Annotated in this window: 34 protein-coding genes and 2 pseudogenes; 7 read left to right on the top strand and 29 right to left on the bottom strand. The window is 42.4% G+C overall.

The window, feature by feature from the left end; genetic code table 11:
• Position 1: 1 nt before the first annotated feature.
• The 13 genes and pseudogenes from WDV74_RS10310 to WDV74_RS10250 all read right to left on the bottom strand — a co-directional run bounded on the left by WDV74_RS10310 (position 2) and on the right by WDV74_RS10250 (position 8625).
• Positions 2 to 352, bottom strand: a complete 351-nt coding sequence (locus tag WDV74_RS10310; protein WP_338882675.1) for a hypothetical protein — start codon at positions 350 to 352, stop codon at positions 2 to 4.
• Positions 353 to 354: 2 nt separating this feature from the next.
• Positions 355 to 831 carry a DnaT-like ssDNA-binding protein gene (locus WDV74_RS10305; RefSeq protein ID WP_338882674.1) on the bottom strand — a complete coding sequence of 159 codons (477 nt, stop codon included), beginning with the start codon at positions 829 to 831 and terminating at the stop codon, positions 355 to 357.
• Between the two features lie 41 nt (positions 832 to 872).
• The gene (locus WDV74_RS10300; RefSeq protein WP_338882673.1) at positions 873 to 1847 is read right to left on the bottom strand and encodes a major capsid protein; all 975 of its coding nucleotides are present in this window, start codon (positions 1845 to 1847) and stop codon (positions 873 to 875) included.
• Between the two features lie 4 nt (positions 1848 to 1851).
• Positions 1852 to 2535, bottom strand: a complete 684-nt coding sequence (locus WDV74_RS10295) for a hypothetical protein (RefSeq protein WP_338882672.1) — start codon at positions 2533 to 2535, stop codon at positions 1852 to 1854.
• Between the two features lie 91 nt (positions 2536 to 2626).
• Entirely contained in the window at positions 2627 to 3748 is a 1122-nt protein-coding gene (locus tag WDV74_RS10290) for a phage minor head protein (RefSeq protein WP_338882671.1), read from the bottom strand.
• The gene (locus tag WDV74_RS10285; protein ID WP_338885582.1) at positions 3749 to 4420 is read right to left on the bottom strand and encodes a DUF4055 domain-containing protein; all 672 of its coding nucleotides are present in this window, start codon (positions 4418 to 4420) and stop codon (positions 3749 to 3751) included.
• Between the two features lie 603 nt (positions 4421 to 5023).
• Positions 5024 to 5896, bottom strand: a pseudogene (locus tag WDV74_RS10280) (terminase); the annotation flags it as partial.
• Positions 5893 to 6453 (bottom strand): terminase small subunit, encoded by a 561-nt coding sequence (locus WDV74_RS10275; protein WP_338882670.1) that lies wholly within the window; start codon positions 6451 to 6453, stop codon positions 5893 to 5895. The gene WDV74_RS10275 and the pseudogene WDV74_RS10280, both read right to left, overlap by 4 nt.
• Before the next feature lie 9 nt (positions 6454 to 6462).
• Positions 6463 to 6663 carry a hypothetical protein gene (locus tag WDV74_RS10270; RefSeq protein WP_338882669.1) on the bottom strand — a complete coding sequence of 67 codons (201 nt, stop codon included), beginning with the start codon at positions 6661 to 6663 and terminating at the stop codon, positions 6463 to 6465.
• 54 nt (positions 6664 to 6717) lie between these two features.
• Positions 6718 to 7299 carry an HNH endonuclease signature motif containing protein gene (locus WDV74_RS10265; protein WP_338805097.1) on the bottom strand — a complete coding sequence of 194 codons (582 nt, stop codon included), beginning with the start codon at positions 7297 to 7299 and terminating at the stop codon, positions 6718 to 6720.
• Positions 7300 to 7541: 242 nt separating this feature from the next.
• The gene (locus WDV74_RS10260; RefSeq protein WP_338882667.1) at positions 7542 to 7694 is read right to left on the bottom strand and encodes a hypothetical protein; all 153 of its coding nucleotides are present in this window, start codon (positions 7692 to 7694) and stop codon (positions 7542 to 7544) included.
• Complete coding sequence (locus tag WDV74_RS10255) at positions 7691 to 8089, bottom strand: hypothetical protein (protein ID WP_338882665.1); 399 nt, start codon at positions 8087 to 8089, stop codon at positions 7691 to 7693. The genes WDV74_RS10260 and WDV74_RS10255 overlap by 4 nt, the downstream gene beginning before the upstream one ends.
• Positions 8086 to 8625, bottom strand: coding sequence for a KilA-N domain-containing protein (locus tag WDV74_RS10250; protein WP_338882664.1), 540 nt, complete (start codon positions 8623 to 8625; stop codon positions 8086 to 8088). Before WDV74_RS10250 ends, WDV74_RS10255 begins: the two co-directional genes overlap by 4 nt.
• 314 nt (positions 8626 to 8939) lie before the next feature.
• Here WDV74_RS10250 and WDV74_RS10245 point away from each other — a divergent pair, with 314 nt between their 5' ends.
• On the top strand, positions 8940 to 9116 hold the full coding sequence (locus tag WDV74_RS10245) for a type II toxin-antitoxin system HicA family toxin (protein WP_338882663.1): 177 nt from the start codon (positions 8940 to 8942) through the stop codon (positions 9114 to 9116).
• A gap of 59 nt (positions 9117 to 9175) precedes the next feature.
• Entirely contained in the window at positions 9176 to 9592 is a 417-nt protein-coding gene (locus WDV74_RS10240; protein ID WP_338882662.1) for a type II toxin-antitoxin system HicB family antitoxin, read from the top strand.
• Between the two features lie 147 nt (positions 9593 to 9739).
• On the opposite strand, the gene WDV74_RS10235 is transcribed toward WDV74_RS10240, so the two are convergent.
• The 9 genes and pseudogenes from WDV74_RS10235 to WDV74_RS10195 form a co-directional block, all read right to left on the bottom strand.
• Complete coding sequence (locus WDV74_RS10235; RefSeq protein ID WP_338882661.1) at positions 9740 to 10120, bottom strand: hypothetical protein; 381 nt, start codon at positions 10118 to 10120, stop codon at positions 9740 to 9742.
• The gene (locus WDV74_RS10230) at positions 10117 to 10530 is read right to left on the bottom strand and encodes a structural protein (RefSeq protein ID WP_338882660.1); all 414 of its coding nucleotides are present in this window, start codon (positions 10528 to 10530) and stop codon (positions 10117 to 10119) included. Before WDV74_RS10230 ends, WDV74_RS10235 begins: the two co-directional genes overlap by 4 nt.
• On the bottom strand, positions 10527 to 10850 hold the full coding sequence (locus WDV74_RS10225) for a phage holin, lambda family (RefSeq protein WP_338882659.1): 324 nt from the start codon (positions 10848 to 10850) through the stop codon (positions 10527 to 10529). The genes WDV74_RS10230 and WDV74_RS10225 overlap by 4 nt, the downstream gene beginning before the upstream one ends.
• Positions 10851 to 11021: 171 nt before the next feature.
• Entirely contained in the window at positions 11022 to 11228 is a 207-nt protein-coding gene (locus tag WDV74_RS10220; protein ID WP_338882657.1) for a hypothetical protein, read from the bottom strand.
• A gap of 103 nt (positions 11229 to 11331) precedes the next feature.
• The gene (locus WDV74_RS10215; RefSeq protein ID WP_338882656.1) at positions 11332 to 11811 is read right to left on the bottom strand and encodes an MW1434 family type I TA system toxin; all 480 of its coding nucleotides are present in this window, start codon (positions 11809 to 11811) and stop codon (positions 11332 to 11334) included.
• Positions 11812 to 12208: 397 nt separating this feature from the next.
• Positions 12209 to 12628, bottom strand: a pseudogene (locus tag WDV74_RS10210) (antiterminator Q family protein).
• Entirely contained in the window at positions 12625 to 12978 is a 354-nt protein-coding gene (locus WDV74_RS10205; protein WP_338882655.1) for a hypothetical protein, read from the bottom strand. The pseudogene WDV74_RS10210 and the gene WDV74_RS10205 overlap by 4 nt, the downstream one beginning before the upstream one ends.
• Positions 12975 to 13571 (bottom strand): recombination protein NinG, encoded by a 597-nt coding sequence (locus WDV74_RS10200; RefSeq protein WP_338882654.1) that lies wholly within the window; start codon positions 13569 to 13571, stop codon positions 12975 to 12977. The genes WDV74_RS10205 and WDV74_RS10200 overlap by 4 nt, the downstream gene beginning before the upstream one ends.
• 22 nt (positions 13572 to 13593) lie before the next feature.
• A complete protein-coding gene (locus WDV74_RS10195; RefSeq protein ID WP_338882653.1) occupies positions 13594 to 13797 on the bottom strand; it encodes a hypothetical protein in 204 nt (67 codons plus the stop codon).
• Here WDV74_RS10195 and WDV74_RS10190 point away from each other — a divergent pair.
• Positions 13775 to 14431 carry a DUF4145 domain-containing protein gene (locus WDV74_RS10190; RefSeq protein WP_338882651.1) on the top strand — a complete coding sequence of 219 codons (657 nt, stop codon included), beginning with the start codon at positions 13775 to 13777 and terminating at the stop codon, positions 14429 to 14431. The two genes, WDV74_RS10195 and WDV74_RS10190, sit on opposite strands and share 23 nt — an antisense overlap.
• Positions 14432 to 14532: 101 nt before the next feature.
• On the opposite strand, the gene WDV74_RS10185 is transcribed toward WDV74_RS10190, so the two are convergent.
• Complete coding sequence (locus WDV74_RS10185; RefSeq protein WP_338882649.1) at positions 14533 to 15204, bottom strand: metallophosphoesterase; 672 nt, start codon at positions 15202 to 15204, stop codon at positions 14533 to 14535.
• A gap of 20 nt (positions 15205 to 15224) precedes the next feature.
• Positions 15225 to 15668 carry a recombination protein NinB gene (locus tag WDV74_RS10180; RefSeq protein ID WP_338882648.1) on the bottom strand — a complete coding sequence of 148 codons (444 nt, stop codon included), beginning with the start codon at positions 15666 to 15668 and terminating at the stop codon, positions 15225 to 15227.
• A 65-nt stretch (positions 15669 to 15733) separates the two neighbouring features.
• Between WDV74_RS10180 and WDV74_RS10175 the strand changes: the two genes are divergently transcribed.
• The gene (locus WDV74_RS10175) at positions 15734 to 16627 is read left to right on the top strand and encodes a hypothetical protein (protein ID WP_338882647.1); all 894 of its coding nucleotides are present in this window, start codon (positions 15734 to 15736) and stop codon (positions 16625 to 16627) included.
• Between the two features lie 39 nt (positions 16628 to 16666).
• Here the strand turns inward: WDV74_RS10175 and WDV74_RS10170 are convergent, their stop codons facing one another.
• From WDV74_RS10170 to WDV74_RS10160, 3 genes are all read right to left on the bottom strand, one after another.
• Entirely contained in the window at positions 16667 to 17596 is a 930-nt protein-coding gene (locus WDV74_RS10170) for a hypothetical protein (protein ID WP_338882645.1), read from the bottom strand.
• Between the two features lie 239 nt (positions 17597 to 17835).
• The gene (locus WDV74_RS10165) at positions 17836 to 18609 is read right to left on the bottom strand and encodes a phage tail protein (RefSeq protein ID WP_338882643.1); all 774 of its coding nucleotides are present in this window, start codon (positions 18607 to 18609) and stop codon (positions 17836 to 17838) included.
• A gap of 338 nt (positions 18610 to 18947) precedes the next feature.
• Entirely contained in the window at positions 18948 to 19196 is a 249-nt protein-coding gene (locus tag WDV74_RS10160; protein WP_338882642.1) for a tail fiber protein, read from the bottom strand.
• 677 nt (positions 19197 to 19873) lie between these two features.
• Here WDV74_RS10160 and WDV74_RS10155 point away from each other — a divergent pair.
• The 3 genes from WDV74_RS10155 to prfH all read left to right on the top strand — a co-directional run bounded on the left by WDV74_RS10155 (position 19874) and on the right by prfH (position 22297).
• The gene (locus tag WDV74_RS10155) at positions 19874 to 20257 is read left to right on the top strand and encodes a hypothetical protein (protein ID WP_338882640.1); all 384 of its coding nucleotides are present in this window, start codon (positions 19874 to 19876) and stop codon (positions 20255 to 20257) included.
• Between the two features lie 271 nt (positions 20258 to 20528).
• Positions 20529 to 21650 (top strand): RNA ligase RtcB family protein, encoded by a 1122-nt coding sequence (locus WDV74_RS10150; RefSeq protein WP_338882639.1) that lies wholly within the window; start codon positions 20529 to 20531, stop codon positions 21648 to 21650.
• Positions 21647 to 22297 (top strand): peptide chain release factor H, encoded by a 651-nt coding sequence (gene prfH, locus WDV74_RS10145; RefSeq protein WP_338882636.1) that lies wholly within the window; start codon positions 21647 to 21649, stop codon positions 22295 to 22297. The genes WDV74_RS10150 and prfH overlap by 4 nt, the downstream gene beginning before the upstream one ends.
• A gap of 63 nt (positions 22298 to 22360) precedes the next feature.
• Here prfH and WDV74_RS10140 read toward each other — a convergent pair whose 3' ends face one another.
• Positions 22361 to 22732, bottom strand: a complete 372-nt coding sequence (locus WDV74_RS10140; RefSeq protein ID WP_338882635.1) for a hypothetical protein — start codon at positions 22730 to 22732, stop codon at positions 22361 to 22363.
• Between the two features lie 133 nt (positions 22733 to 22865).
• Complete coding sequence (locus tag WDV74_RS10135) at positions 22866 to 23291, bottom strand: PliI family lysozyme inhibitor of I-type lysozyme (protein ID WP_338885581.1); 426 nt, start codon at positions 23289 to 23291, stop codon at positions 22866 to 22868.
• Positions 23292 to 24164 lie beyond the last annotated feature (873 nt).

Genomic DNA, 24164 nt, shown 5'->3' with positions numbered 1-24164 from the left:
ATTATGCCCTCAGTTGAGATTGGTAACAGAGTACGATATCAGCAGGTTTTATTGGGTTAGTCTCAATCACCCTCAACCAAACACTGTCCACCAGCACACGATCACCTTTTTTTAGCTCAATATCAGGCGAAAACACCATCTTGATATCCGTAGACAGTATCAGTGAACCGTCAACCTCATTAGGGTTGTACTTGGTTTTTACTCCGACCGCGCTGAATTGCTTTTCCGGTTCGTGATGCTCTTTGCCTTCATCATCCACCCAATACTGCCCTTTTCGTTTTACCTGAAATTCGGCGCCATATTTTTTTAGCAATCGTTCAGACGTTTTTTGCATTCGTGGGTAGAATTTCATAGCTACCCCCTGAAAACCTTGAATGTAGCACCGCCACCAGACAGAAAATCCCGCAACGTAGAATAAAACCACGACATATTGGGCTTGCCTGAGTTGGTGCCCTCTGCATACGTTACCGATACTGCGCCACTGACAGCCTCAGACACGACTTCACCACCGACTGTGGGGGTCAGATCATGTTCCAATGAATCAATAGCTAGCCGACATTGTGCCTGAATTATCGGCTTGGGGATAACATCATCCGGCACTAACTCACCATCGGCATAAATCCCCTTTCTTGGAAATGCCAGCGCTTGGTTCTTATTAGCTTTACTCCCCCTCCACTGTTTAGTGGATAGGTAATCCATTGCCTGAAACAATAAGGACGGCAAAACACTATCATCCGGCAGGGAATAGCCGCGTTGAGTAGCAAATTGCCTTAAATCTTCAACACTGGCGTAACTGTTAAACGTTGGCGAGTTTTTATCTGAATCAATCATGCTCACCTCAAAAAGAAAGGGGCATGTAAGCCCCCTTATGATTACTTATTATCGACCGTAGTCGTTTCTGTGATATCTTTACCAAACGTCACCATAACACCGGCAGTATCCTTGATGCTGGTTACTACCTGTTTCCAGTTAGATTTAGTCCCAAGCTGATCATTTGTCGGTGATTTGATGCTATCTTTCGCCCATTGATAACCCCGTAGGCCGACAGTGAAGTCGTACTCACCCTGCATCAACGCCTTGATATTCTCCGTACCGAGGACATCCTGTGCTTTCATGATGAGTGGTGACGTTTGAACAGCCGCAGCACCCACAACTAAGCCTAGCGAGTGTTGCTTTTCACCATCTGCCAATGCCGGAATATCTGACACCACAAAACGACGACCGAAACCGTCCTGCTTGATAGCAACATTACCGATCTGGAACAGGTTACTGGCGTTAGCCAATGTCTCATCCATAAAATCGTTGAACGTTGCCCCATCCATCAACCATGCCACAATACGTGAGTAAGCATCACCAAACGGACGAGTTGCCCGGTTCAGACCACGTAAAGAGGGGGATTTTTTCTCGGCGGATAGATCGGTAATAACCTCCGTATTGCCCGAAATAGCAGCTTTCAGTGCCGAGCCTGTCGTATTCAGGTAGTCTTGCAACATGGCTTCCGCAGATTGGGCAGCAACCACCGCTGAGGCTTCTGAGACATCCTTACCCAATCGCTTCATCATGGTGGGCGTAACAGAAACAGGACCAATACGTCCGTCAACCTTCACCATGCGATCCAAAATCTGACCTAATTCCTGCGGGGTTAGATCCCCTGAACCGTATGCGTTACGACGCTGAGCCAGCCCACCTAGCAACTGCCACGATGTCTGTTCCACAAAGTCACCAATGTGGTCACCGTTACCGAGAACCAAAGCCCCACCTGATGCCTCGTTAAACTCTCGGACAGCCTGATCAACCAGTTCAGTAGCGGCCGTGGAGACTTGTTTTTGAAAAATTTCTAACGACATTCAATTATTCCTCTGATTTAGCAATGATTTCACGAGCACGATCCACTAATGAATTCGTGCTTTTTGGTCTCTCACCGCCTCCGGCCGGTGGTTTCCCTTTGCCGCCGTCACCCCCGGTTCCAGTGGCTTTACTACCGATAATTACCGGTGCAAATAATTGGTTACTGCGAAACTCTTTTTCCAGTTCATCAATAGATAACGCTGAAAGCTGACCACTGACATCAACAACGCGGGTTTTCCCCTTTTCAACTGCCAGTCGTGATTTAATATGTGGCATGATTAACGGCGCACTATCCCCTGCTAATTTAGTCGCCAATGACTGCGCAACGTTATCCACCAGCAATGTGCGCAAATTAGTGTCCTTTTCTTCGAGTTGTGCCAATAACTCTTTTTCTCGCGCAGTGAGTTTCTCAGACCAACTTTTTTCCAGCGCTTCAATATCCCCATTTTTGCGAGCCTGCTCCTCTGCGGCTTTCTTGGCTGCTTCTTCCGCTTGGCGGCGTTTCTCTTGTTCAGATTTTTTCTCAGAAAGTAATTCATCGACTTTCTTTTGTAGCCCGGAAACATCGGGGATTTCTGGCATACCATCAATTTGTAACTGATATTTGTTGCCATTTTCTTTGTACATGGATTTCTGTTCGTCAGTCAGTACGTCAAATTCTTCTTTTGTTAATAAAAACTTAAACATCATTAACCTCGGGTTTTGATGATGCAGTCACCGACTGCTGATAATAAAAAACCCGCTCAGTGTGGCGGGTTTGTGTGATTTGTTGCTGGCATTAGTCATAACCAGCTTCTCTAAAAGCTTGCTCGTCTATCTCTTTGAGCTTGTTTAATGAAATAAACTCACCTTTATCTGTGTAGAATTGCGAGGGGTGCATGCCGCCATCCTGCATTAGCCGGAAACGAGTTTCACCAAACACTTGTCTCTGTCTCCACTCCGGTTGGCGCTGAATCCACTCTAAAAATGTCGTCCCTGCTGGCACCTGACCATCCATTGATGCCCGTGTCCCTTCGCTCATTTCATCAGCATCAATACCCAGTTCCCGCCATGATTTCACCACCAGCGTTTCCATTGAGCGACAATTAAAGTGGATTTTGCCGGGGCCTTGCAAATAAGGAATTTTGTGGCCGATAGGCTTATCATTCAGTGTGTATTTCAGCCCATCACGGATGATACAGTTATTGGATGTTTTATTATCCAATGTTGATACCCACTGCTTACAATCAAAAATATCCTTATTGGCTTTTGTAAACTGCTCCCTTGCGGTTGCTTGTAAATGATTTATCGCTGTTTTGGCAATACTGGTTGCATTAGCCCTGCTCATTTGTAACGCGCCATCTTTATATCCCTGATTGGCATGACCTCTGATTTTTCGTCCTATATCAACCACACTGTCGCCATGCAAATAGCCGTTGCGAACCGCATTATTGATTCTGACCATGCGGTCAGCCTCTAATCCTTCTGCCCATTCTGATAACAACTTTCCCTGAAATGGTCGAGACATTACGGAGGAATACAGCATCTCTTCTGTAATGCTCATTAGTGGGTATTGTCTCAGAACAGCATCCGGTAACAGAGACTCAAACAGCGACGGGTAGTAGCCCATTTCATAGCGGACATGTTCCAGCATTTGACTGGACAACACAGAAAATGCACTTTCAACCGCATTTTTATTGATTACCCTCACGCTAGATAACAACGATTCTAATCGCCGCACAGTGAATCTGTCAGTGTCAATGCGGGTATCGTCTAATGCGGCAACCAAAGAAGCTGTGAGTTCAGCATCAAACTCATTTAGTGCTTTAACCATCTTGCGGGCAACGCCCATACCGTAACGGCCTGAAAACAGGGAGTGTGCAACCAACTCATCCATGATCATTTCATTGATGGATTTCATCTATCTCCCCAGCATTTCAGGCTCGTTATTTCTTAGCTGATCCTCAATATCTTCCGGGCTTTCATCTTGGGGAACAATATTGATACGTTGCAGATACCGAATAAAATCGACCTTGCGCATTTCGCCAGACTGGACGGCAGACAACAGTGTTGAGATGGCCGCTGAATCAAGCTGTGCAATTTCATAGGATTTATTCAGTTCAATCGCTGCCACGCCTGCACCAGCAAACTGGATACAGAACTGCAATGCCCGATTGAATGCCTGCTCTACATTACCGGCACACAATGACAGGATAGAGTTATCTGTTTGCGCCTCGTTTTGTGCCTGTGTTGCAGTTCGTGCAGACGTGCCCCGCTCAATTAATTTAGCGCCCAGCATAGCCATCTGTTTTTCTCGTCGCTCCGCTACGGTTATCTGTATGTTACGCTCTTCCGGCTGAGCAAATTTCATATCACCGTTTTGAGGAAGTAACACTCCATGACGCGACCCAACTGTAAACCCATCCTTCATGTGGGTTTCTATCCATGCATCATTAAGTCCAGTCAGTGCCACCATCGGCTGCCCGACTGTGTGCGCTGATTCCGCAATGTCAGCCTCAGCCTGATAGTGTTTGATATTCACATAGGCTATATCTGCTAACGGCGGCGCATCCGGTGTGTGGTCATTATTCATTGAGCCAACCCACGACCACGGCAACTCTGACAGCAAATTGCCGTTAGCGTCTTTAAGCTCCACCCACTCACCTGCGATTAAGTCGCCGTCTCGATACCAATTGCGAGAACAGGCATTGCCATCAATAAGCCGTAGCTCAATCCAGCAGTCAATCATTTGCAAATCAAAATCATCTGATTCTTTTGGTTCTTGATAATGCACAACAACCAATGACGTTTTACCATTAGTCACGCGCCAGTTGATGATTTGTTTTGCTGTAAATAATCGAATGTATGGACGCCCTTTTTCAGATTCTGACTGAACGCCAGCGCCCGAAAAGTCAGTCAGTAAACCCGCCCGCCCGCGCTGTAATACCTGAGAAAGTGAATCCCGTATCATTTGCGTGAGGGGCTGGCCTTCACCATTAATGTCTGTTTCCAGATACTCAATACCACCCGCAATATCAATTTTTACGGGCTTATTAAAAGTTATGCCTAACAACCCTAACAGCGTTCGTCCTGTAGCATTAATGAACGATGCACGGAGCAAATAACGTTTATAACGTTCATTGTGAGGATCATCTTTGGCTTTTCTGTCTGCCGGATGCGGTAAATATTTTTCACCATTAAATATTGAGCTATCCGCAGGACCGGAAAGCACTTTCTTGCAGATACCAGGCATGATATTTAACTGGCCTTGTGTTTTGCCGTCCTGTTTAATCTCATTAGGTTCCGTAGCATCTTCGCCAGCCAGATGCTGATCAATCCACTTCACGCCTTTAGCAACGTACTGTGGGTCTAAGTATGGATTCTCTTTAAATGAACCATGAATGGCGACACGAGTTAGTGTCACGTCCTCATCTTTTTTGGTCTGAGGATTGAACACTTTTTGAGTTTCACGAATAATTGTTCCGCGCGGTGCAGGTTCAATAAACCGTTTTTTCACCCATGTATGACCGATACCGAACGGGTTAGTTGTGCTGAATGTTTCAAGCGGAATAGGTTTTAACAACGTACCATCTTCCAGTGGATAATCTTCTGACCTGAATGAAGAACGCCGACACGAGAACATAGCCTCATAAAAATCAGCCGATTTCTGTTTAGTTAACTCATTAAAACCAATAAACGGAAATTCTTGCCCGTGATAATCCCAATAATCGTCGGCCTCTTTCCCGAATCGGAATAACAGTTCCTCACCGGTCGGCCAAACCCAACGTAACTCAGAAGCGGAAGCGAGAAAACGAGCACCATCTTTAAATAAGCGATACATACGCTTTGACTGAGTGATGATATCTGCGAGGTTCTTGTATTCCGTATCGAATATCACTCCTCTCCAGAATGAACCGTAACCAACACCGACATTGCGTCTGAACCGGGCTAACTGCGCCGCTGTTTTACCGGGTCCTCGCGTTCCTTCATACAATATCTCATTGCAGGGGCAACTTAATGATAACGACTGTGAGCCAGGCAAAGGCTTCCAAACCACATTGTAATTCATCCGCCTAACACCTCGCCCTGTTGTTTCTGTGCTGCCTTTTCCCAATCATCAACGTTATCGCAGGCGGGCACTGGCATAATGTTATGTGTAGCCACAACTTTTTGATCAATCTGCTCTTTAAATGCCTGAACAGACACATGCTTACCGATTAGCTCCAAGTTCTTCACCTTGTCAGGCCACTTGATTTTCTTGAGTAAAGCGGCAGTATCCTGTGAACCGACTTCAAGGACTTCCAGGCCAGATAAGGTTATGCGCCACACTTTAGGCCAGTCTTTCACTGGCTTGAGTTCGCCTCCATCAGTGAGAATGTCGAGGACGTCCATTTTGTCAATATCGACAAGACGCTGTAGAACATAGTCAGCGTTAATATCTACACGTTCATTCCTGTTCGACTTTAATTCTTGGATTCTATTTTGAATATTAACATTTATTAACAGGCGACTAGCTTGTGCTGCGGCTGTACTTTCGCTGTACCCCGCACGAATTGCCGCTTGCGTGGCGTTCAAATCAACGAGGTAATCGCGACAAAACATCTCCTGTTTGTCGGGGAGTGCCATTTTTATTCCTTATCTTGAAAACATTCCACTTTGCCTAATTTCATGATTGACGAACTGGCGTATCTCTTCGCGCACTATCTGGCGGAGGTGGTTGTCACGCCGTCCCCGAATACGATCCATCAGTTCGGCGATATGCTCTAGTTGTGACTCCAGTTGGTTTAATGCCTCAGTGTTGTATTTGATATCGATAGTGAGTGTGCTCTGTGACATGGTTTTCCTCAAATCAGAATAATCAACTGCGCTGGTTGATATAATCCCAGTGAATCACTTGACTCGATTCCAAGGGTCAATGTATGGCGTATCCAAGTAACGGTCTCGCCCGTGATTAGGGTGAAAATTAAACCTCTGGTTCCCCTCAAGTCGAGCTTCAATAGCCTCATCCATTGACGTAAATTCGCCAAGATTAACTGTGTTGTCTAAATGCCTTAGACTGGCTATCCATTTTCGCTTCTTACGATCAAAGCTAACTCCGTTGACGCCACTGATGTTCGTGGAGTGCATGGCTTGGTTTTTCATATTTTGCAAATGAGTAACAAGCCTTAGATTTACAATTCGATTGTCATCACGAATGTGGTTTATATGGTCAATAAATAGGCTGCTTGGTATTGAGCCATGAGCAAATATCCAAATAGCTCTATGAACACGGATAGCTATCCCTTTAGTATGAACAACCACATACCCACATCCATCCTTACCACCAGCTCTTTTCCCTACGTATTGAAGACTCCACATTTTGTGAGCGAAATCATTATTAAACTGGCGCCTATCTCTTGGCTTCCAATACAGCTCACCAAGTTCTATATTGCATGTGAATACCTCTGATAATTCAGATAATGATAAGTCCATTGCTTTTCCTTATGGCGATAAGCCTAAGTTCACGCGGATATAGCAGTCCACAGAGTTAAAGCAAAACCGCTTACCCCATAGACTTATCCCGTAAGGCTCTGTGTTTGAATGCCCCGTGACGGGCTGATGTAAAACTAATTGATTGGATTAATCAGATTCGGAGTTAAGTAAACCGAAGCCAAACACCTCTACAAAACTCTATCAAGCACCCGTTTGAGGATGCTTTGCAGAATTTTCTATTTTTATTTCTTCCGGTTCAGTATCGCTTCCAATGCGGCTTCCACGATATCCATATTGATCCTCCCGTCATTGATTTGGCCTGTGTTTAGATAGTTACTGGCTTCTCTTATTGTCTGGAGCAGGATAGTTAATTCGTGTCGTTCTTGTTTGGTCATTTCACACCCATCTCTTCATCAGTAGGTAATCGGTACAGACCATTTTTCTCTCTGATGCCAATATCCATGAGCATTATTCCGAACTCATGCAGGAACGCATTCATGTAGCGCTTACCGCGCTTACTCAGTTCTGACGCAACGCCGCCGACAAACACAACACGCTCATCAATCGCCTTTTCAAAGGGTTCAATTAACTTGCTGTAAAACAGTGCTTGGCTGTTGGGAGGGAGTTTCTCACTGATCCTGCCATCAAGCAGACTAGCAATGAAATGCTGGTTGACCGGCATGTCTCCAAACAGATGTCGATACACTAGGCTCTGATTGATTTTCATTAAGTAATAACAGTAGGCTTCGGCAACACGCCAGCATAGAAACTCATGGGTTGGCATTTTCATGATTTGACCTCCTCCAGACCGGGAATAGAAAACTGTATTTCTTTAGCCAGTAATTCTCTGTCTGATTCGATCCTCTGCTTCTCACCACCGACACCCCAGCTATTCATTATTCTGGCTGCCGTGCTAACCCTACGCTTCTTGCTTTGGTATTCAAGTTCGAGCCGATTTGCCTGAGCGAACTTACCTAATTGACCCAGAATGACAGCTCGGAATGTTTGATAGACCTTCACTTCGAACGCTGGGGAGAGCCAAGCAGCATAACGAAGAGTGATTAATTCATGCGCCCATGTGCCGCGCTCATTACCACCGTGACTGATTCTAAGTATTTGATTTTGTTCCAAGGTGTGTTTTAGCACCTTGGTCACTTCCTCAACAAACTCCCGAATGCCATCACTTTGCAAAAATTGACTTGGTTTCTGCCATTTTTGCGCCAGACCTGCCGCTATAGCAGCTTTATGCAGGTCATTAAGGTTATAGGTTCCGTGCTCACTACTACGAACTTGAATATTTTCAATGACGATAGTTGGGTAATTCACGATGCTTATCCTTACTTAGGTAATGAACCTTTGCCGCAATAGGAGATCAGCCCATCGAGTAGCATCAGTTTTAGCTGATTCCTCAAAGGCTCATTCCTAAATAAAGGCTCGATGTTTAGATTGGCGCTGCGGTGCGCGTTAGATACAAAAATGCCGCCAGCCCGTATGCGTTGGGTACGCGATAGGAACGGGTAGCAGCATGGGTTATAGATATTTCTCTGGTTACGTAATCTATATGCAAAAATGCTAATTTCACCTTGCTTTTATTAGCATTTTTGCATATATTTATTTCAAGTTAACAGAATGGAGGAGCAGTGAAACAAAGTGAGTTTTTAAAGTGGCTAAAAGCCCAAGGTGTAGAAACAGAGAATGGCAAAAAGCATCTGAAACTCTACTACAAAGGCAAAATAAGCCACCTCCCCAGACACCCCAGTCAGGAATTGACAACAGGGTTAGTCGAAGGAGTCAAAAAGCAATTAGGTTTAAAATAAACTCTAGCCCTCAATGCGGGGGCTATCACTGCACCGATAGATTATTAAAAGAGGTCTATATGTACTATCCTGCTAAATTTGTTAAAGAAGATAACGGATATACAGTCACATTCAGGGATATTCCCGAAGCCATCACTTGTGGTGCAGATATGCCTGAAGCAATGGAAATGGCAGAGGATGTTTTGCTTTCCAGTGTCGAAATCTACTTTGACATGGATAAAAACTTTCCCTTGGCAGATTCAGATCTTCAGGAAGATGAACAGTGGGTACACTTACCTGATAGTGTGTATGCCAAAATCTTACTCAATAATGAGCTTCTCAGTGCTAAAATTAGTAAAGCTGAGTTATCACGCTTAACTGGTATCCGTCCCCCTGAAATCCAACGAATACTTGCGCCACGTCATACCACTAAAATTGATACGATTAGCCGGGCGGTTGCCGCGATAGGCAAAAAACTATCACTTTCAGTTAGTTAATGTTTAGCCCCTCATTGTAGGGGCTTTTCAATTTCCCGTATCGCCCATTTATCCAGATTGCATTGCTCAATGACCGTCAATAACCGTTCATGTAAAATCAGGGTGTCACCCCATGTCATTGTGTCCGGTATTGCAGGCGGCTGACAGTCAGCGAGCAGATGTGCCGGGATCGGTATTGGCGGAATCTGAACGTATTCTATCCGCGTGCTGCTGCAACCGGATAACAGCCCCATCAGGAATAGTACGATGGGCGCAATCATGATTAACAACAATCGTTTTGATGGCGGCCTGCGTTTTCTCAGAATCCACGGCTGACCGCTGTCGGTTTTCGCTATTAATGCGTGAGATATCATTGAATAACCTGATAGAGTGGTAGGCGTTATCGGTGATGGACTGCTGGCGTTGGTTTTGCTGTTTCAGTGATTCATTTTCATCCCGCACCTCAATATAGCTGCCAATGAGGTAATGACAGATAAACCCTATCAGCACAATTCCAACCAATGAATAAACCTGCAATTTCCAGTTCATAGCAATTCAAACGCTTTTCTGAACGTTTCTACCGAATAAGGCTGCTCGCCGTTCTCCATCTGGATGATTCCCTCGGCCAGCGCAAACAAAACGTTTTGATCCTGAGTGGATATTGTCGCATCGGCCGAAACGCCAATCTTTTCAGCTACGAACTGAATATAAATTTCCGTGTTATTCTCAATGGGCGGAGCATAACGATTGATGATTTTCCTAACCGAATGCAATTGTAATTTGGGGTTACTCTGGTAGTTCATCAACAATTTAAATAATGCCCGAATGCCATATTCAACCGATTTGAATCGACAAAAACGTGGTTCAATATTTTTATCATGCGGCAATTGTCCCAGCCATTTATTCACGGGGTTATAGTCAATATTACCCGGATTATGATTGTCAATGCCTCTGCTCATTGTTTATCCCCCAACCGTTTATTAATGGCGCGAACAGCAAACTCGCGGATTTTCTCAACACCAATAAATCTAATGGCACCACCGATAGCGGGTGAAAAACTGGCGGGAATGCCGAACATCTCCAGACCACTGGATACACTCCATGACAACGCCCCACAGAGCAGCGCCTCTACCCAGCGGTTCTTTCGTTCCACCCCGTCGTAAATTAGTCGGCCGTAACAAATGGCGATTGCCAAAACAGAGCCGAAGATCTGCGGCCACGAGTTTTTCAGGCCGTTGAGTAAGTCAGCACATAAATCAGGATTTTCTTTCATCTTCATATTCCACCCCATTAGAACAATGGGCGTCCGTGGGGTGAGTCTGTGGTCGCCCCTGTGAGTTGTAGTAAATAGGATGCCAACCGCAATAGGAGATACTGAGGTTATGAGAGTGATTGCGGTGGCATAAATAGAACAGGCCGCATTAAGCAGCCTTGAATTAAATATGTAGATTTATTTCCAGTTGAAGCAGAAATGCAGGGTTTTACCTAGGTTTTGTTTCAGTAGGTCGCCTAGTTTTTTTGCGCCGTCAGAGGTGTAGTCAAGATAAATTGAAGAATCTGGGCTAGGGCCAAGATGGTAAGTGTAATTATCAACTGTTACTTCAAGATCTTTACCGTGTAAATCCGGTTGGTTTTGAGTATCAACCTGCAATTGCATGTAACCAAAACTACCGATGGGGAACTCGCTGAGATAAAATGCTAAGACGTTCCCAATTCCTATCGTGCTTTGAAAGTTAGTCAGAGTGCCAAAAGGAGGGGGTTCACTGGCACCTGTATCCCCCCCCCTCGGTCAAATATCCCCAATATTGCTCAGTACCATTACCATATTCATATTGGCTAGTCTCTATCTTAAGATCAAAAGACAGCATACATTCAACTGGTTTTGGTTTTATCTTCACTAGCTCCCAATCACAGGCCATCATATCTTTTGATTCAGGCACCCAAGGAGAAGGGCTACCATCTGTATCTGACTCCTGAATATAGATAAGATGGCCAGAACTATCGTTTTTAGGAATAAGGTATATATTTGCATTCCAGCTACTGCGTCTCACTGGCTTATTTAAATACACTTGAATAATTGCCCACGGAAAAGTACCAACTGGCGCGCCTACACTATCATTAAATTCAACAGATTTAATTTTAGGTTCAATCGCTTCGTACTCAACAGATTTAATTTTAACTTTAAATTGCTCAGGATCAAAAGAACATGGTGTACTATCCAGCTTATTAACGTCAGACATCATTTCCTCACTTATTTATTGTTAAAGTTTAAGGTCATTTCATCTACTGCTAACTAGCCAGTTAATATTACTTAGGTCAGATTTTATCTCAATGAGATGCAGCCTCACAATGATTAATATGCATTAATATAGGGTATTGCATTATAAAATATGACTATTCACTAAGTCAGTAATCTGTTGGGGTGTAAATTTGAAGTTTAGTGCTGATAAATATCCTTTACTGAATGTGGGGCAATAAAAAACCCCGCTCGATGGCGAGGTAAAATGTCTGAAATTAGCAAACCAGATGATAACACTGTGTCACTGTTTTCCATCTGTCGAGAAAAGCTAATAAGCTACGTGACATAGCTATCACTCTTATCACAATAGCATCGTTTTTACGTACGTAAAGTTATTTTTAAAAATTACTGCATAATTGATGCGCGCTGATATTCATTGGCTCTTTCTGGACGTATTTATCCATCTCCAGTGAGACATCCAGCATCATTAGCATCCCTTCAATGACCCCCTCGGCTTTTTGTAATTTCTTCCCAATGTACCCGTCAGAACAATGATGCTCATACGCCAACTACATAAACGTCTTACCGAACACGTAATAGTCAAACAACAAATCATGCGCATCACTATTTTGCTGGTTCAGCTTTGCCATACAACTAGAAATAACCATCGCATCACCCTCACAACACTGCGGGCGTGACTTGATTCTATTGGGGATCAACCCCTTGAAACCCGCCGCAATAGATGACCAGTAAACGCCCTCCTGGTTGTCCGCCACCCATGCCCCCCAACGCTCCATGACCAGTTGAATATTTGTCATCGGTTTATCCCCGCCACTGTCTGTTGTTGTTTTACCCTGTTGATTAATCGTCTTATTGCTCCACGCGTGACATCAAATTTATGGGTTACCACTCTCTGAGAGAGGCCAGATGCCAGTAACCCAATAATTAACGGTGTATCAGACGGCTCTAGTTTCTGAATTCGATGTTGTGTTACTCCGTAACATTCGAACCTAAAATCATCCAGTGTTGACCATGCCGGATGCCTACAGTCTGCTAATCGGGTGACATACAAACGCTCTTTGCGCTGACGAATAGCATAGTGCTTTTTATCCTCCATTCTCCGCTGTCTGGCACAGGCCATTGCCTCATCGAAATTGTCGAATGTCATGCGGCCTCCTGCCTCAGATTTTTTAACTTCTCACGATACTCATCCCTGATTGCCCTGCATTCCTCAATCGTCCAACGGTGCCGATCATGATTGGACTCAATAGCATCCACCGCTGCCTGACCGATGCGCTGGATTAACTCCACCCTGTACGGAACCAGATTCCCCGATTTATGCTGGTTACAGACAACACACTGGCGATGGATATTCCGTTCATCAAATCTCAATTGAGGCGCTGCTGACGTTGTCCGGTAATGACCCGCATCCCATTGAGCAGATGTATGCGTACCACAGGAAACACACGGTAAGTCGCGGTCTCGTTCTCTGATATAGGCATTTACAGCGCGTTGGGCTTGTTGAATCCAATAACTGCGGGGTTTTACTGAGAGTTTGCGGGCTTTGAGTTTATCTCGGTTGGCTACTTCTTTTTGTCGTCGTTCTCGTTCTAACTTCTGCCTGGCTCTTTCATATTTCCTGTCTTGTCGTCGCATTCCCAATTCTGCGCCATGTTCTGGGCTACACCACCATATATGGTCAGCTTTTGGATGAAACCACTCTCGGCAGATTGTACATTTCCTCCGCACCTGCTTTTTCATAATTAATATTATCCATCAATAATTATTCTTTTTTATGTAACTTTATGATTTTGCTTTGCTCAATTAATTTCCCTATCATAGCAACGATAAATTTCTGCCTCGTTTCATCCGAAGATACTCTAATCTTTTGAATTAATACTTCCTCTGGTCTATCAGAGAAATGAAGAATATTTTCAATCTCTTTAATAAATGGAGTTAAATTTATGGGTGTTTTAACGTTAGACATGCAATGTCCTCATTGTTTACGTGAAAGGGCTACATTGGTAGGAATTGGCGAAAGTTTAAAAACCGCCAGCCAAATATGTTCAACTATTTTCAAATGCCGCAGTTGTGAAAATCTGATAATTGCTGATATTTACTACGGCCATTATGGAAAACCTCCTTATACAGCTATAAGAGATACCAACGATAACCTTGTAATTCCTAGCGGGAATAATAACTACAGAATAGAAGGTACTTATCCAACACCCAGTATTCCCTCTGCCCCTGACGATATACCACCAAGAGCAGAAAAATTTTTCCTTGAGGCAAAAGAAGATTTTCAGCGCGAAAGATATGAAACGTGCTCAATTAATTGCAGGAAAGTTCTCGATATTGCAACTCAGAATATGGCTATCGATGCCGATTTTAAAAGTGGGAAACTGTACGATAGGATTGATAAATTAAAAACTCTTGGATTAATTACCCCTGAAATAGCTAGTTGGGGGCATATTATTAGAAAATTCTCTAACGACAGTGTACATACTGATATTGAAGTTACTGAAGATGAAGCTCATGAGCTTTTATCGTTCGTAGAAATTTTCCTTATTTACACATTTACATTGCCAGCTATGGTCGCTAATAACAAACTATCAAGTTAGCGTGCATGATATAAGGGGGAAAACCTTGCCACCTTATCCCCCTAAAGCCAGTCCCATAATCAGTGTGACTGTTATCCAAAAGAGTGTGAATGGGAGGTATTTCATTTGATTTGCTCCACAGTCAACTCATAGCCAAACACTGCGCCAGTATCGATGTATCGCTGATTCCAATATTGAGCATCATCATGTGCGGGTGTGTGCCCGAATATGAACAGGTCAGCGCCGGTAATTTCCCTACCTATACCGCTTCCGGTCGCATCGTAAATTCGGTCTCGACTCCAGATGACAGACTGCCAATTAACTAACTTACCGAATTCATACTCATTGTCTGGATAGTCAGCATGGGCAATAACAATTTTCTTATGCCCTGTGTCCACTTCAATAACCAGAGGTAACTGCTCCGCTTTTGCCAATAAAGTCTTTGCCAATATTTTCTGCTCAGCATCCAGATACAGAAACCACTGACCGCCGTTGTTAAACCACAGGTCACTATTACCGTTATGGAATAGCGCATCTATCGCCATCTGCTCATGATTACCCCGAACCGCCCTGAACCACTTTTGAGTTATCAGGTCGAGGCATTCGACATTTCGATCCCCCCTATCAATGAGGTCACCTACCGATATCAATAAATCGTTTTTATAATCAAATTCAACCTGTTGCAGTTTATCCATTAGAAGCTGATAGCATCCGTGCAAGTCCCCAACGACAAAGATACGATGATATTGATCGCCCTCTATTTTTAGATAATTTCCGTTTCTGATTTCACTCACTGCTCCTGCCTCCACTTGAGTTAAACCCTGTGACCGTAATAGTTCAGCGTGTAGCGTTTCTCTGTGAGCTTTACGCCCTGATATACAGCCCATGCCTGTGAATATTCAATTAAACTGCTCATGCGCTTTACACTCATTCTGGCGGTGCTTTCTCTTGCCAGCGGCACCAGTTCACCTTCCAGCCCTGTGATTAACTGTCCCTCTTTCCCGGTTGCTTTGGCGTGACCAGAGACGAAAATGCATTTCCATTCCGGCGTCTTCCATGTATTGCCAGCCCACTCAATACCCTGTTTAGAGACGTCACCACATAACGCATGGAACTTGTCGTTCTGCGGTAGTGTTCGGCTTGAATCTGATAGGGTGACTTGAATGGGAAATTCGTCGTTGAGGGGTAAGTTATTGAGAGAGGCTATTAGATTTTTGAGTATGTGCGCATTTCTAAGCAGAAAGACCTGCTTTTCCATCTACCCTCGGTTTACAGGGAACGGCGGAGCTGGCAAAAAATGCCTTGCCTCGTGAATCAAATTCGGTGTTTACATCTGGTGACCACACTATCCGCGGCGGTGAACATTACGCCACGCTAAATTTGGTTAAATCAGGTGGGAACACCACCATTATCCAAACAACACCTAATTCTTCTAAAGCAATGTTGGTTTTTGCCGCGGAGGGAAAAACAATCGGTGTCCCGAAAAAAACGGGCACGCTAATGGTGTTCGGTGATTGCGGATTTGGAGATGGAGGGCGAGTCATAAATATAAAATCCACTGAGGAGTTTCTTCAGTGGCTCAGGAATGAGTATGTCAGTGAAATATATCGTAATGATAGCTATAACGGATACTCACATATGTATGGCTCATCATTTAAAATGAGAACCCATGATACATGGGGTAATATCTCAATTTCTTACGCTGGTCATGGTGTCCGATTTGCAGGTGGCAATAAGATGGCTTCACACATTTATAATGTCTGGACAGATAAAAATACCACCGTTGTTGATGGTTTTCTGAAAAAAGCGTCCCCCATCATCAAAATTACGGACACTGGCGCATTCGAAACCAACGACGAATCTGATGGTGCCAGAGTTGAACGTCTCTCTGAGGGTGTTTACCTCATCAAAAACGTGCTGGGATTCAATGCAGATGCGGCATGGGGCGGGATTGACGGGGGTATCGAAATCCCCCTGTGCAAAAATAAACTACCGTTGATTTGGGTCGATTACCGTGTGTTACCTGATGGCATCATCAAAATTATGACCTATCACCGCGAACACGCAGATGCCCCCGCATTCGCCAGAAATATACGTGAGGGCTATGCTGACGGTGACCCAATTGATATTCCCAGCGGTAGATTTATTTCCGTTCGTGTACAAATGCCGGAAAATTCGGTGTGGAATTTGAGGCAGGGGGAAGATCTAGAGTCTTGATGATATGAAAAGCCCTCGTGGTGAGGGCTAGTGAAGAAGTTAGTGCTTATTTGGCAATTCTGGTTTTTTGACTTGAGTTAATAACTTGGCTGTATTAACTACCGGTATAGCGCCCTCTCTAGCTTTGCTTTCTATATATGCTGGAAATTTAGTTGGAAGGTATGACTTTTGCATCCATCGACGAAATTCACCTAATGCATCGTCTGGGTAAATCCAAGTATCAACAGGCCCCGCTTTATGTTGAGGAAACCACTCTGGGTAAACATGAGGATATCTCGTTCTTTTTCCATACCGGTCATCAAGTTTATTACTGACCCAATACTTTCCCCAAGTTACGCCTACACTGATATCGGGAATTGATGCTGGACCAAAATTAAATCCTGTATTAATCATCCTAAGGGTTAGATCAGCCATTTCACTGAATACAGAAAAATAACCAAATGGCATTTGTGAATTTAACTGAAGTCGTTCATGAAAGCACTGCCAAGCACCTCGCTGAGGGTTTTCTGGGTCAATCCCAACACTTAAGTAAATAAATCTACGAAGAGTATGCTCCGCTAAAGCGCGATAATTATTCAGAGCTTTTGTGTTATCAAATGAGCCAGCTTTGTGCGCTTCAAAAGCATAGTATTCAAGAATTGCCATGCATACACTATCAGGATAAGCATGAGTCTCAATTCCTTGATTTGTGATCGTAGTATATAGCTTTGTAAGTCTTAATCCTTTGGATTGGAGCATGGAGTCAATTTTTTTACCACGAGGTTTATTTCTTTCATCTAACCAATTGGTGGTTAGCCTTACTAATACACCTGAATCAACACCACATAACCTAGACAGTCCACACATAGTTAAGTAGGGAGTTCCATTATTCAAAACTCCCATTTGAATACCGTCGACTTCTATTTCTTTTACAGGGAAAAGTTCCAATTCTTGCTGCTGCTCATGAGAAGGTAAAAACGATTTATCCATCTGATAACCTTATGATTATTGGTGCTGCCTAAGTTCCGTTAAGAGGGGTGGGTTGTTACTGTATAACTCTTTCGTATACGGCAACTATTTAGTGAGCAATACCATGATATATCATTTTTTCTAATATTTGATCGAATTTCAGGGGGATGGTAACAGTTGTCACTGATAATGAACAGACTGAATAGGCGGTGTAAGGGAATGGTTAACCCGCAGAAGTTGCGGGTTATATTGTTGCGGTATTAAGCAGCTCTGACTATGTAATTGAATGCGATGTTGCGGGGGCGGACACGGAATGTTGCCAGCCTTGCGCCTTCACCTTCTTTTGTTAACGCAGTAGCTAAATATTCATCTGATTCTTTGTACACTGGTTCATCAAAATCTTTAGGGCGGATATCTGTTCCTTCAGCTCCTTCTATCCCTTCTGTTTTATATGCACTCATTGGTGGTGAGATAAATACTCCTGTCTCTTCACCTTTATATTTATAGGTATAAACTGACGGTAGCATGGTTGCTTCTTGTTTAGATAGTAATGCACGATTAGGATCAATTTCCCCTTCTCTATCCCAGCCGCGAATAAATTCACCACGTAAATCAGGTAGCACGCCAGAGGGATAGGCAAGTGCAAGTTTTGGGTGCCTTGCTTTATCAAATGATTCACCATTGCATATCAGCCAGCCTTCCGGTGGATTTTCTGTAGGCCAAGGAACAGGAACACCAACAGGTAGGGCTAAGTTTGCATTGTCATTTGCATTATTGGCATTCTGATTCGCTGTATTCGCCAAATCATATGCTGCTTTCACGGCTTTAGATGTTGCGACGGTTATTTCACTGTCACTATCTGTCTCATTACTCAGTGTGACAAATCCCGGTTCTGTCTGAGTTGCATATGGATGATTACGGCTTTGGGCGTGCTCATCAATTGCTTCTTTGATTGAATCTTTAACATATAGTGGTGTGGGTACTATTACAACGTTATCTTCTAATGCTTTTGATTCAGGCTTATTATCTTGCATATTCATTCCCTCATTTAATCAACAATACATTGCTAAGTAACATGAAGGCGGTGAGATACTACTCCGCCTGTGAACATCAATGAAATTGGTTCATCAATACTGGAGAGTACGGCTTAATTAATATTTGATAGGTAGCATTTTTTGATGGCAGGATGACATAAAATAACAGATGGTGAATTAATAAATTTTATATTACCGCTGATAAAATTTAATTTTAGTTGGATGATAAATATCCTCCTTTTCATTCCTGAATTACCCACTTGTCCCAATCCTCACACAACCCCAATCAATTCATTCAACTATCCCCATTCGTTAATATATTCGAAGCCCAGCAAGAGCTACAACTTGTTACAGTGATCGTAGGTTTTCTTAACCGCTTGAGAGGTTGCGACGGTTAACTCACTATCGCTATCGACTTCGTTACTTAGTGTAAAAAATCCCGGTTCCATCTGAGTTGCATATGGATGATTACGGCTTTTAGCGTGCTCATCAATTGCTTCTTTGATTGAATTTTTAACATATTGTGGTGTGGGTACTACTACGACGTTATCTTCTAATGCTTTTGATTCAGGCTTTTTAGCTTGCATGTTTATTCCCTCATTTAATCAACAATACATTGCTAAGTAACATGAAGGCGGTGGAATACTGCTCCGCCTGTGAACATCAATAAAATCAGTTCATCAATACTGGAGAGTACATCTTGATTTAACTTCAATGGGTGAGATGCATGTTTATGGCAGAATGACATAAAATAACAGGTGCGGGATTAATCAAATTCATCAGGTGGCTGATGAAACTTAGTACAGTAAGAGTGAAGTTTCCCGTCTTTAATTCAGCACGCTTCCACTTCAAACGTAGGCATGTATTCCATTTCATTATTACACATATGTAATTAATCGCTTAACTGAATAGATAAAAGAGATTTAATAGTTAACTTGTTTATTATAATTAAAGTAATGATTATCAAAGCCTATCAAATTTCGAACAACTCAGACGACAACTTTTATCCAATCTTTACTGCGGTCATCATGATATTTATCGGGTTTGTTGTTGTGTTTCAGGATAGGATAGTTTCAGTACCAGTAAATAAGCTTTGGTGGTTTTTTTCATATCTGCCTGAATAGCCCTTAAGAAGCGCTTTTTAATATTTCACCTGTGGCACTTATTGCGTTAATCCAGCTGCATTATTGAATAAATAAGATAACGGGGGATAACGTAATAATAAGCTATACTGATTTATAACTCATCTGATCATGGTTTACTTATGTGGAATAGTCGTCCTCAAAGAGGAAATATGCAGTTATTAGCGAATTTCCTATCGCCAATAGATGCTCACATCGTCTTGGGCAGAATGTTATCAGAAGATATTTATGCAGTAGTGATAGATGAAGACATTGTATGGAATAACTATATGTATTCCCAGGCATTTGGTGGTGTTAAACTGCTTGTCCATCATGTTGATATAGAACGCGCAAAAGTGATACTTGCTGAAATTGAGGATAATAAGTTCTTGTTAGATAAAGGAGAGTCTAATCAAGGCAATGAGAAAAAATTATCGTTTAGATATCATTTTTTTAAATCAATAAATACTTTTTTAGTGATTTTATTGTTTTTAATATTTGGCATAGCATTGCCGCTGAAAAGCTGAAATCAAATTCCTTTCGGATGGTTTAATTTAACTAAATAAATTCAAAAAAACACTGGCAATATTCATAAAACTTGAAGTATGATGCAGCGCCTGCCAAAAGCAGCTATTCGCTAAACTCATATTAACAACTGAAAAGGAGGAATTCATGATGATGACAATAACAATGACTCTTTTCAGGCCTGTCCATAGCTAATTACTACATCAACATTTTCAGTATTGCCGGCTAGGCCTGACCATACCTTTATTTTTTCATTGATCATAAGGCTGATCTATGGGCAATACTTTGCATTCGGTTGTACCGAACGTACAGCTTATCGCAGCAGAAAATACTTGGCTGGATGATAAGGCTATCCAGCAACTTGAAATAACAGCACAACTCCCTGACATGATACGTGTCGTTGGTCTGCCTGATCTCCATCCCGGCAGGGGATATCCAGTTGGTGCTGCATTTTTTTCACAGTCACGTTTCTATCCGGCCCTTATCGGTAACGATATTGGTTGTGGTATGGCATTGTGGCGTACAGATTTGACGTTGAGTAAATGGTCATTGGATAAGTTGGAAAAACGGCTTGGCTCCATTGATACCCCTTTGGAAGTAGAAAATTTATCTGACAATATACCTGAACATTTTTGTTATTCACCGGGAACGATTGGGGGTGGTAACCATTTTGCTGAACTACAGCAATTAGATGAAATTTATCAACCCGATATTCTTGAAACTTGGCAACTGAACAAACAGCAACTTTTGTTATTGGTGCACAGTGGTTCGCGTGGAATGGGGCAAATGATCCTTGAACAACATGTTCGTGAGCATGGGCATCATGGGTTGTTAGCATCTAGTCCACAGGCGCAGAATTACCTCCAGCAACACCAACAAGCGTTGGATTATGCTTGTGTTAACCGTCAGTTAATTGCAGAACGAATGTTAAAACGTTGGCGAGCTAATGGGGAGCGTCTGCTTGATATCTCGCATAATTTGCTTACCCCGTGCACTATCGATGGTATTACGGGTTGGTTGCATCGCAAGGGAGCTACTCCGGCTGATCAAGGCGCAGTGATTATTCCGGGATCTCGTGGAGATTATAGCTATCTGGTTCAACCGTTGAGTCGTGAAGACAGTCTGTTTTCCCTGGCTCACGGAGCCGGACGGAAATGGATGCGCGGGGAATGCAAGGAGCGTTTAAGTGGCCGTTACAATGCCGTTCAACTTTCTCGCACAACATTAGGCAGTCGTGTTATTTGCTTAGATAAGCAATTGATTTACCAAGAAGCCCCAGAAGCTTACAAGCCTATCAATGGGGTGATGGATGCTATGTTACAAGCTGGTCTGGTGAAGTTGATAGCACGGCTGAAGCCTGTCCTGACGTATAAGACACGGGGAGGCAACGAATGATATTGTTGCAAATTTCCTCAGCACAGGGGCCGGATGAATGCATGTTAGCTGTCAAGAAAGCATTGGCGCGATTGGTCCAAGAAGCCATAGAATTAGGCGTTATTGTGGATATTCTGGAAGAAGAACGTGGGTTGCGTGCGGGTACATTACGTTCCGTGTTAATTGCCATTCAAGGAGAAAATGAGTTGCAACTGTTTAAGCGTTGGAACGGTACTATAAAATGGATTTGTGAAAGCCCGTGGCGAAAAGGAGTGGGTCGTAAGAACTGGTTTATTGGTGTGACGCAATTTGAACCCATAAGAGAAGTGATGGAAAGTGAGGTTAGGTTTGAAAGGTTGAAAGCTTCTGGGCCAGGTGGTCAGCACGTCAATAAAACAGAGTCGGCGGTTAGGGCAATACATATTGCTAGCGGGATCAGTGTTAAAGTGCAGTCTGAACGTAGCCAACACGCGAATTGTCGAATTGCTCGTTTATTGCTGGGGAATAGGCTTCAGCAGCTACAAAATATGCAACACGCACAGATCAAGGCTAAACGGCGTTTATTTCATCATCAGATTGAAAGGGGAAATGCAGTGCGGACTTTTGTTGGGATAGAATTCACACCTAAAGGTGAATACATACCCAATAAATACTGTCAGTCATTGTAATTCGAGTAACAACAAGTCCAATGAAAATAGAGCGACAACATTAGTAAGTCGCTCTACAGGGATCTATTTTGTACTATTAGATAAAGCATGTTTTGTTTGAACTTTACATGCTTCAACAGATTTATCCAGTGATTCGTCAAAATGGCGAGGGCTTGGGAAGACTTGTTTATTTTTTCTGACTTCTGTGACAGTCTGTTTGATAGATGTAATAAATTCATCCTTGTTACTATGGATCTCTTTAAGATCAAATCCCTTGCTAGTTAATTCATTGAACGCCTTTTGCGCTATTGTGTCGGATGAGTCATGGGTTTTAAATGCTTCTACAGAGGCTTTCCCGAACAAATTACAGTAAGTTTCTGCGGTTTTATCTACATTAGTATGTGCGGCATATGAGAAGAATGGGATAAGGAAAATTGGTAGTAAAAAACGTTTCATAATTTCCTCTTGATCGACTGTACCATGATAGTGGTGACAAACTTTAACAGGAACGACAACATTAACAATAGTACATAATTCAACGTTTGCTCTGAATCTCAGCGGATAGCAATTTTAAGTGAGGAGGTGATTATTAAGGTTTTTGTTTTGTACATTTTCCTCTTTTACATGTTGCACGGAGTGGCTTAATAGGATCATGGTTTCCATTTATATAGACACGGGTGAGAAGTTTGACATTTTCCTTGGTAATTTTGAGTGCATCGACTTCAAGATAATTTCCAGAACCCGCTGTAAGTTTGGAAACAATAAGTTCTTTGGAACCGTCACCATCAATATCGGCAAATTTGATCCTCGGAGTGCCATTATCTTCAAATACTGAACCGTCACGTTCAAAGATCCCTCCAGTTTCAAAGTCTGTGAGATCTTTATCCTTAAAAATGGCAATGGAATAGCTGCCAATTGATGCATTTTCCAGATCACCTTCGGACAGCACGGCAAATCGTTTATCAGGTAAGTTAATCAATTTTCCCTCTCTTGCGCTAGCAGGTGTTGATAACATTAGAGTAATTAGAGTAATTAGAGTAATTAGAGTAGTAATAGCAATAGTTTTTATCATGTGACTTATAAACATAAGCGATGCTCCGTCGTCTACTGTCTTGTTTTAACAAATGCATAGATATGATTTATATCGTAGCACGAATTTGAGAAAACCATATTCCTAACGGACAGGATAGTCCTATTACTTTTTACTATTGAAGATATAGATATTAAGGATGATATAGCTTATTGAAAATAGAGTGCTAAATTTTTAAAGTAAAATATTAGATTAACTTATGATTTTTGTATTGGAAAATTGATGATAGAGAGTAAAAAATAATATTTTATAATATAAGTTGTTTTTGTTGTGATAACTGAGTCTTATTCAGGTGGGGTTATAATAAATATTGGTATCAACGGGAGTCATAGCTCCCGTTTTTTATTAACTTCGACATATATTAGTCTCTATGTACTATTTTTTTCTATTTTTTCTACAATCTTATTGTACTCTTTCCAAACAACAGATACTGGTGAGCTCAAACAGCAGATAGAGATTGAACCACCTGTTGCAGGATGATATTCATACTTTGATTTTCCTCTATAAACTCTCTTGGGCAGTATGTTGTCTGCGGGATTCTTTCTTTTTCGCTCTAACATCAATTATAACCTCACTTGTAGATTATCTGATGGCCAGATAGTGTGTTATTAACATATTACTAACCTGTTATTGTTGTTTCCTATTGTAAAAATAACAACTGAAAATTTTAATATGCAATGATGGTATTTTCCAATTATCACAGTATTAAAATTTAATAATCTCATTTTAAGTAAAATATTTCCATATTTTTTCGTAAATATTGGAAATTTCAAGATTAAATTTTGTAATTGTCCTGTT

Source organism: Xenorhabdus sp. TH1 (genome assembly GCF_037260955.1).
In the GTDB taxonomy this organism is placed as follows: Bacteria; Pseudomonadota; Gammaproteobacteria; order Enterobacterales; family Enterobacteriaceae; genus Xenorhabdus; species Xenorhabdus griffiniae.
Note: the sequence above shows the minus strand (reverse complement) of the source record. Positions and strands in the feature narration are given on the sequence as shown.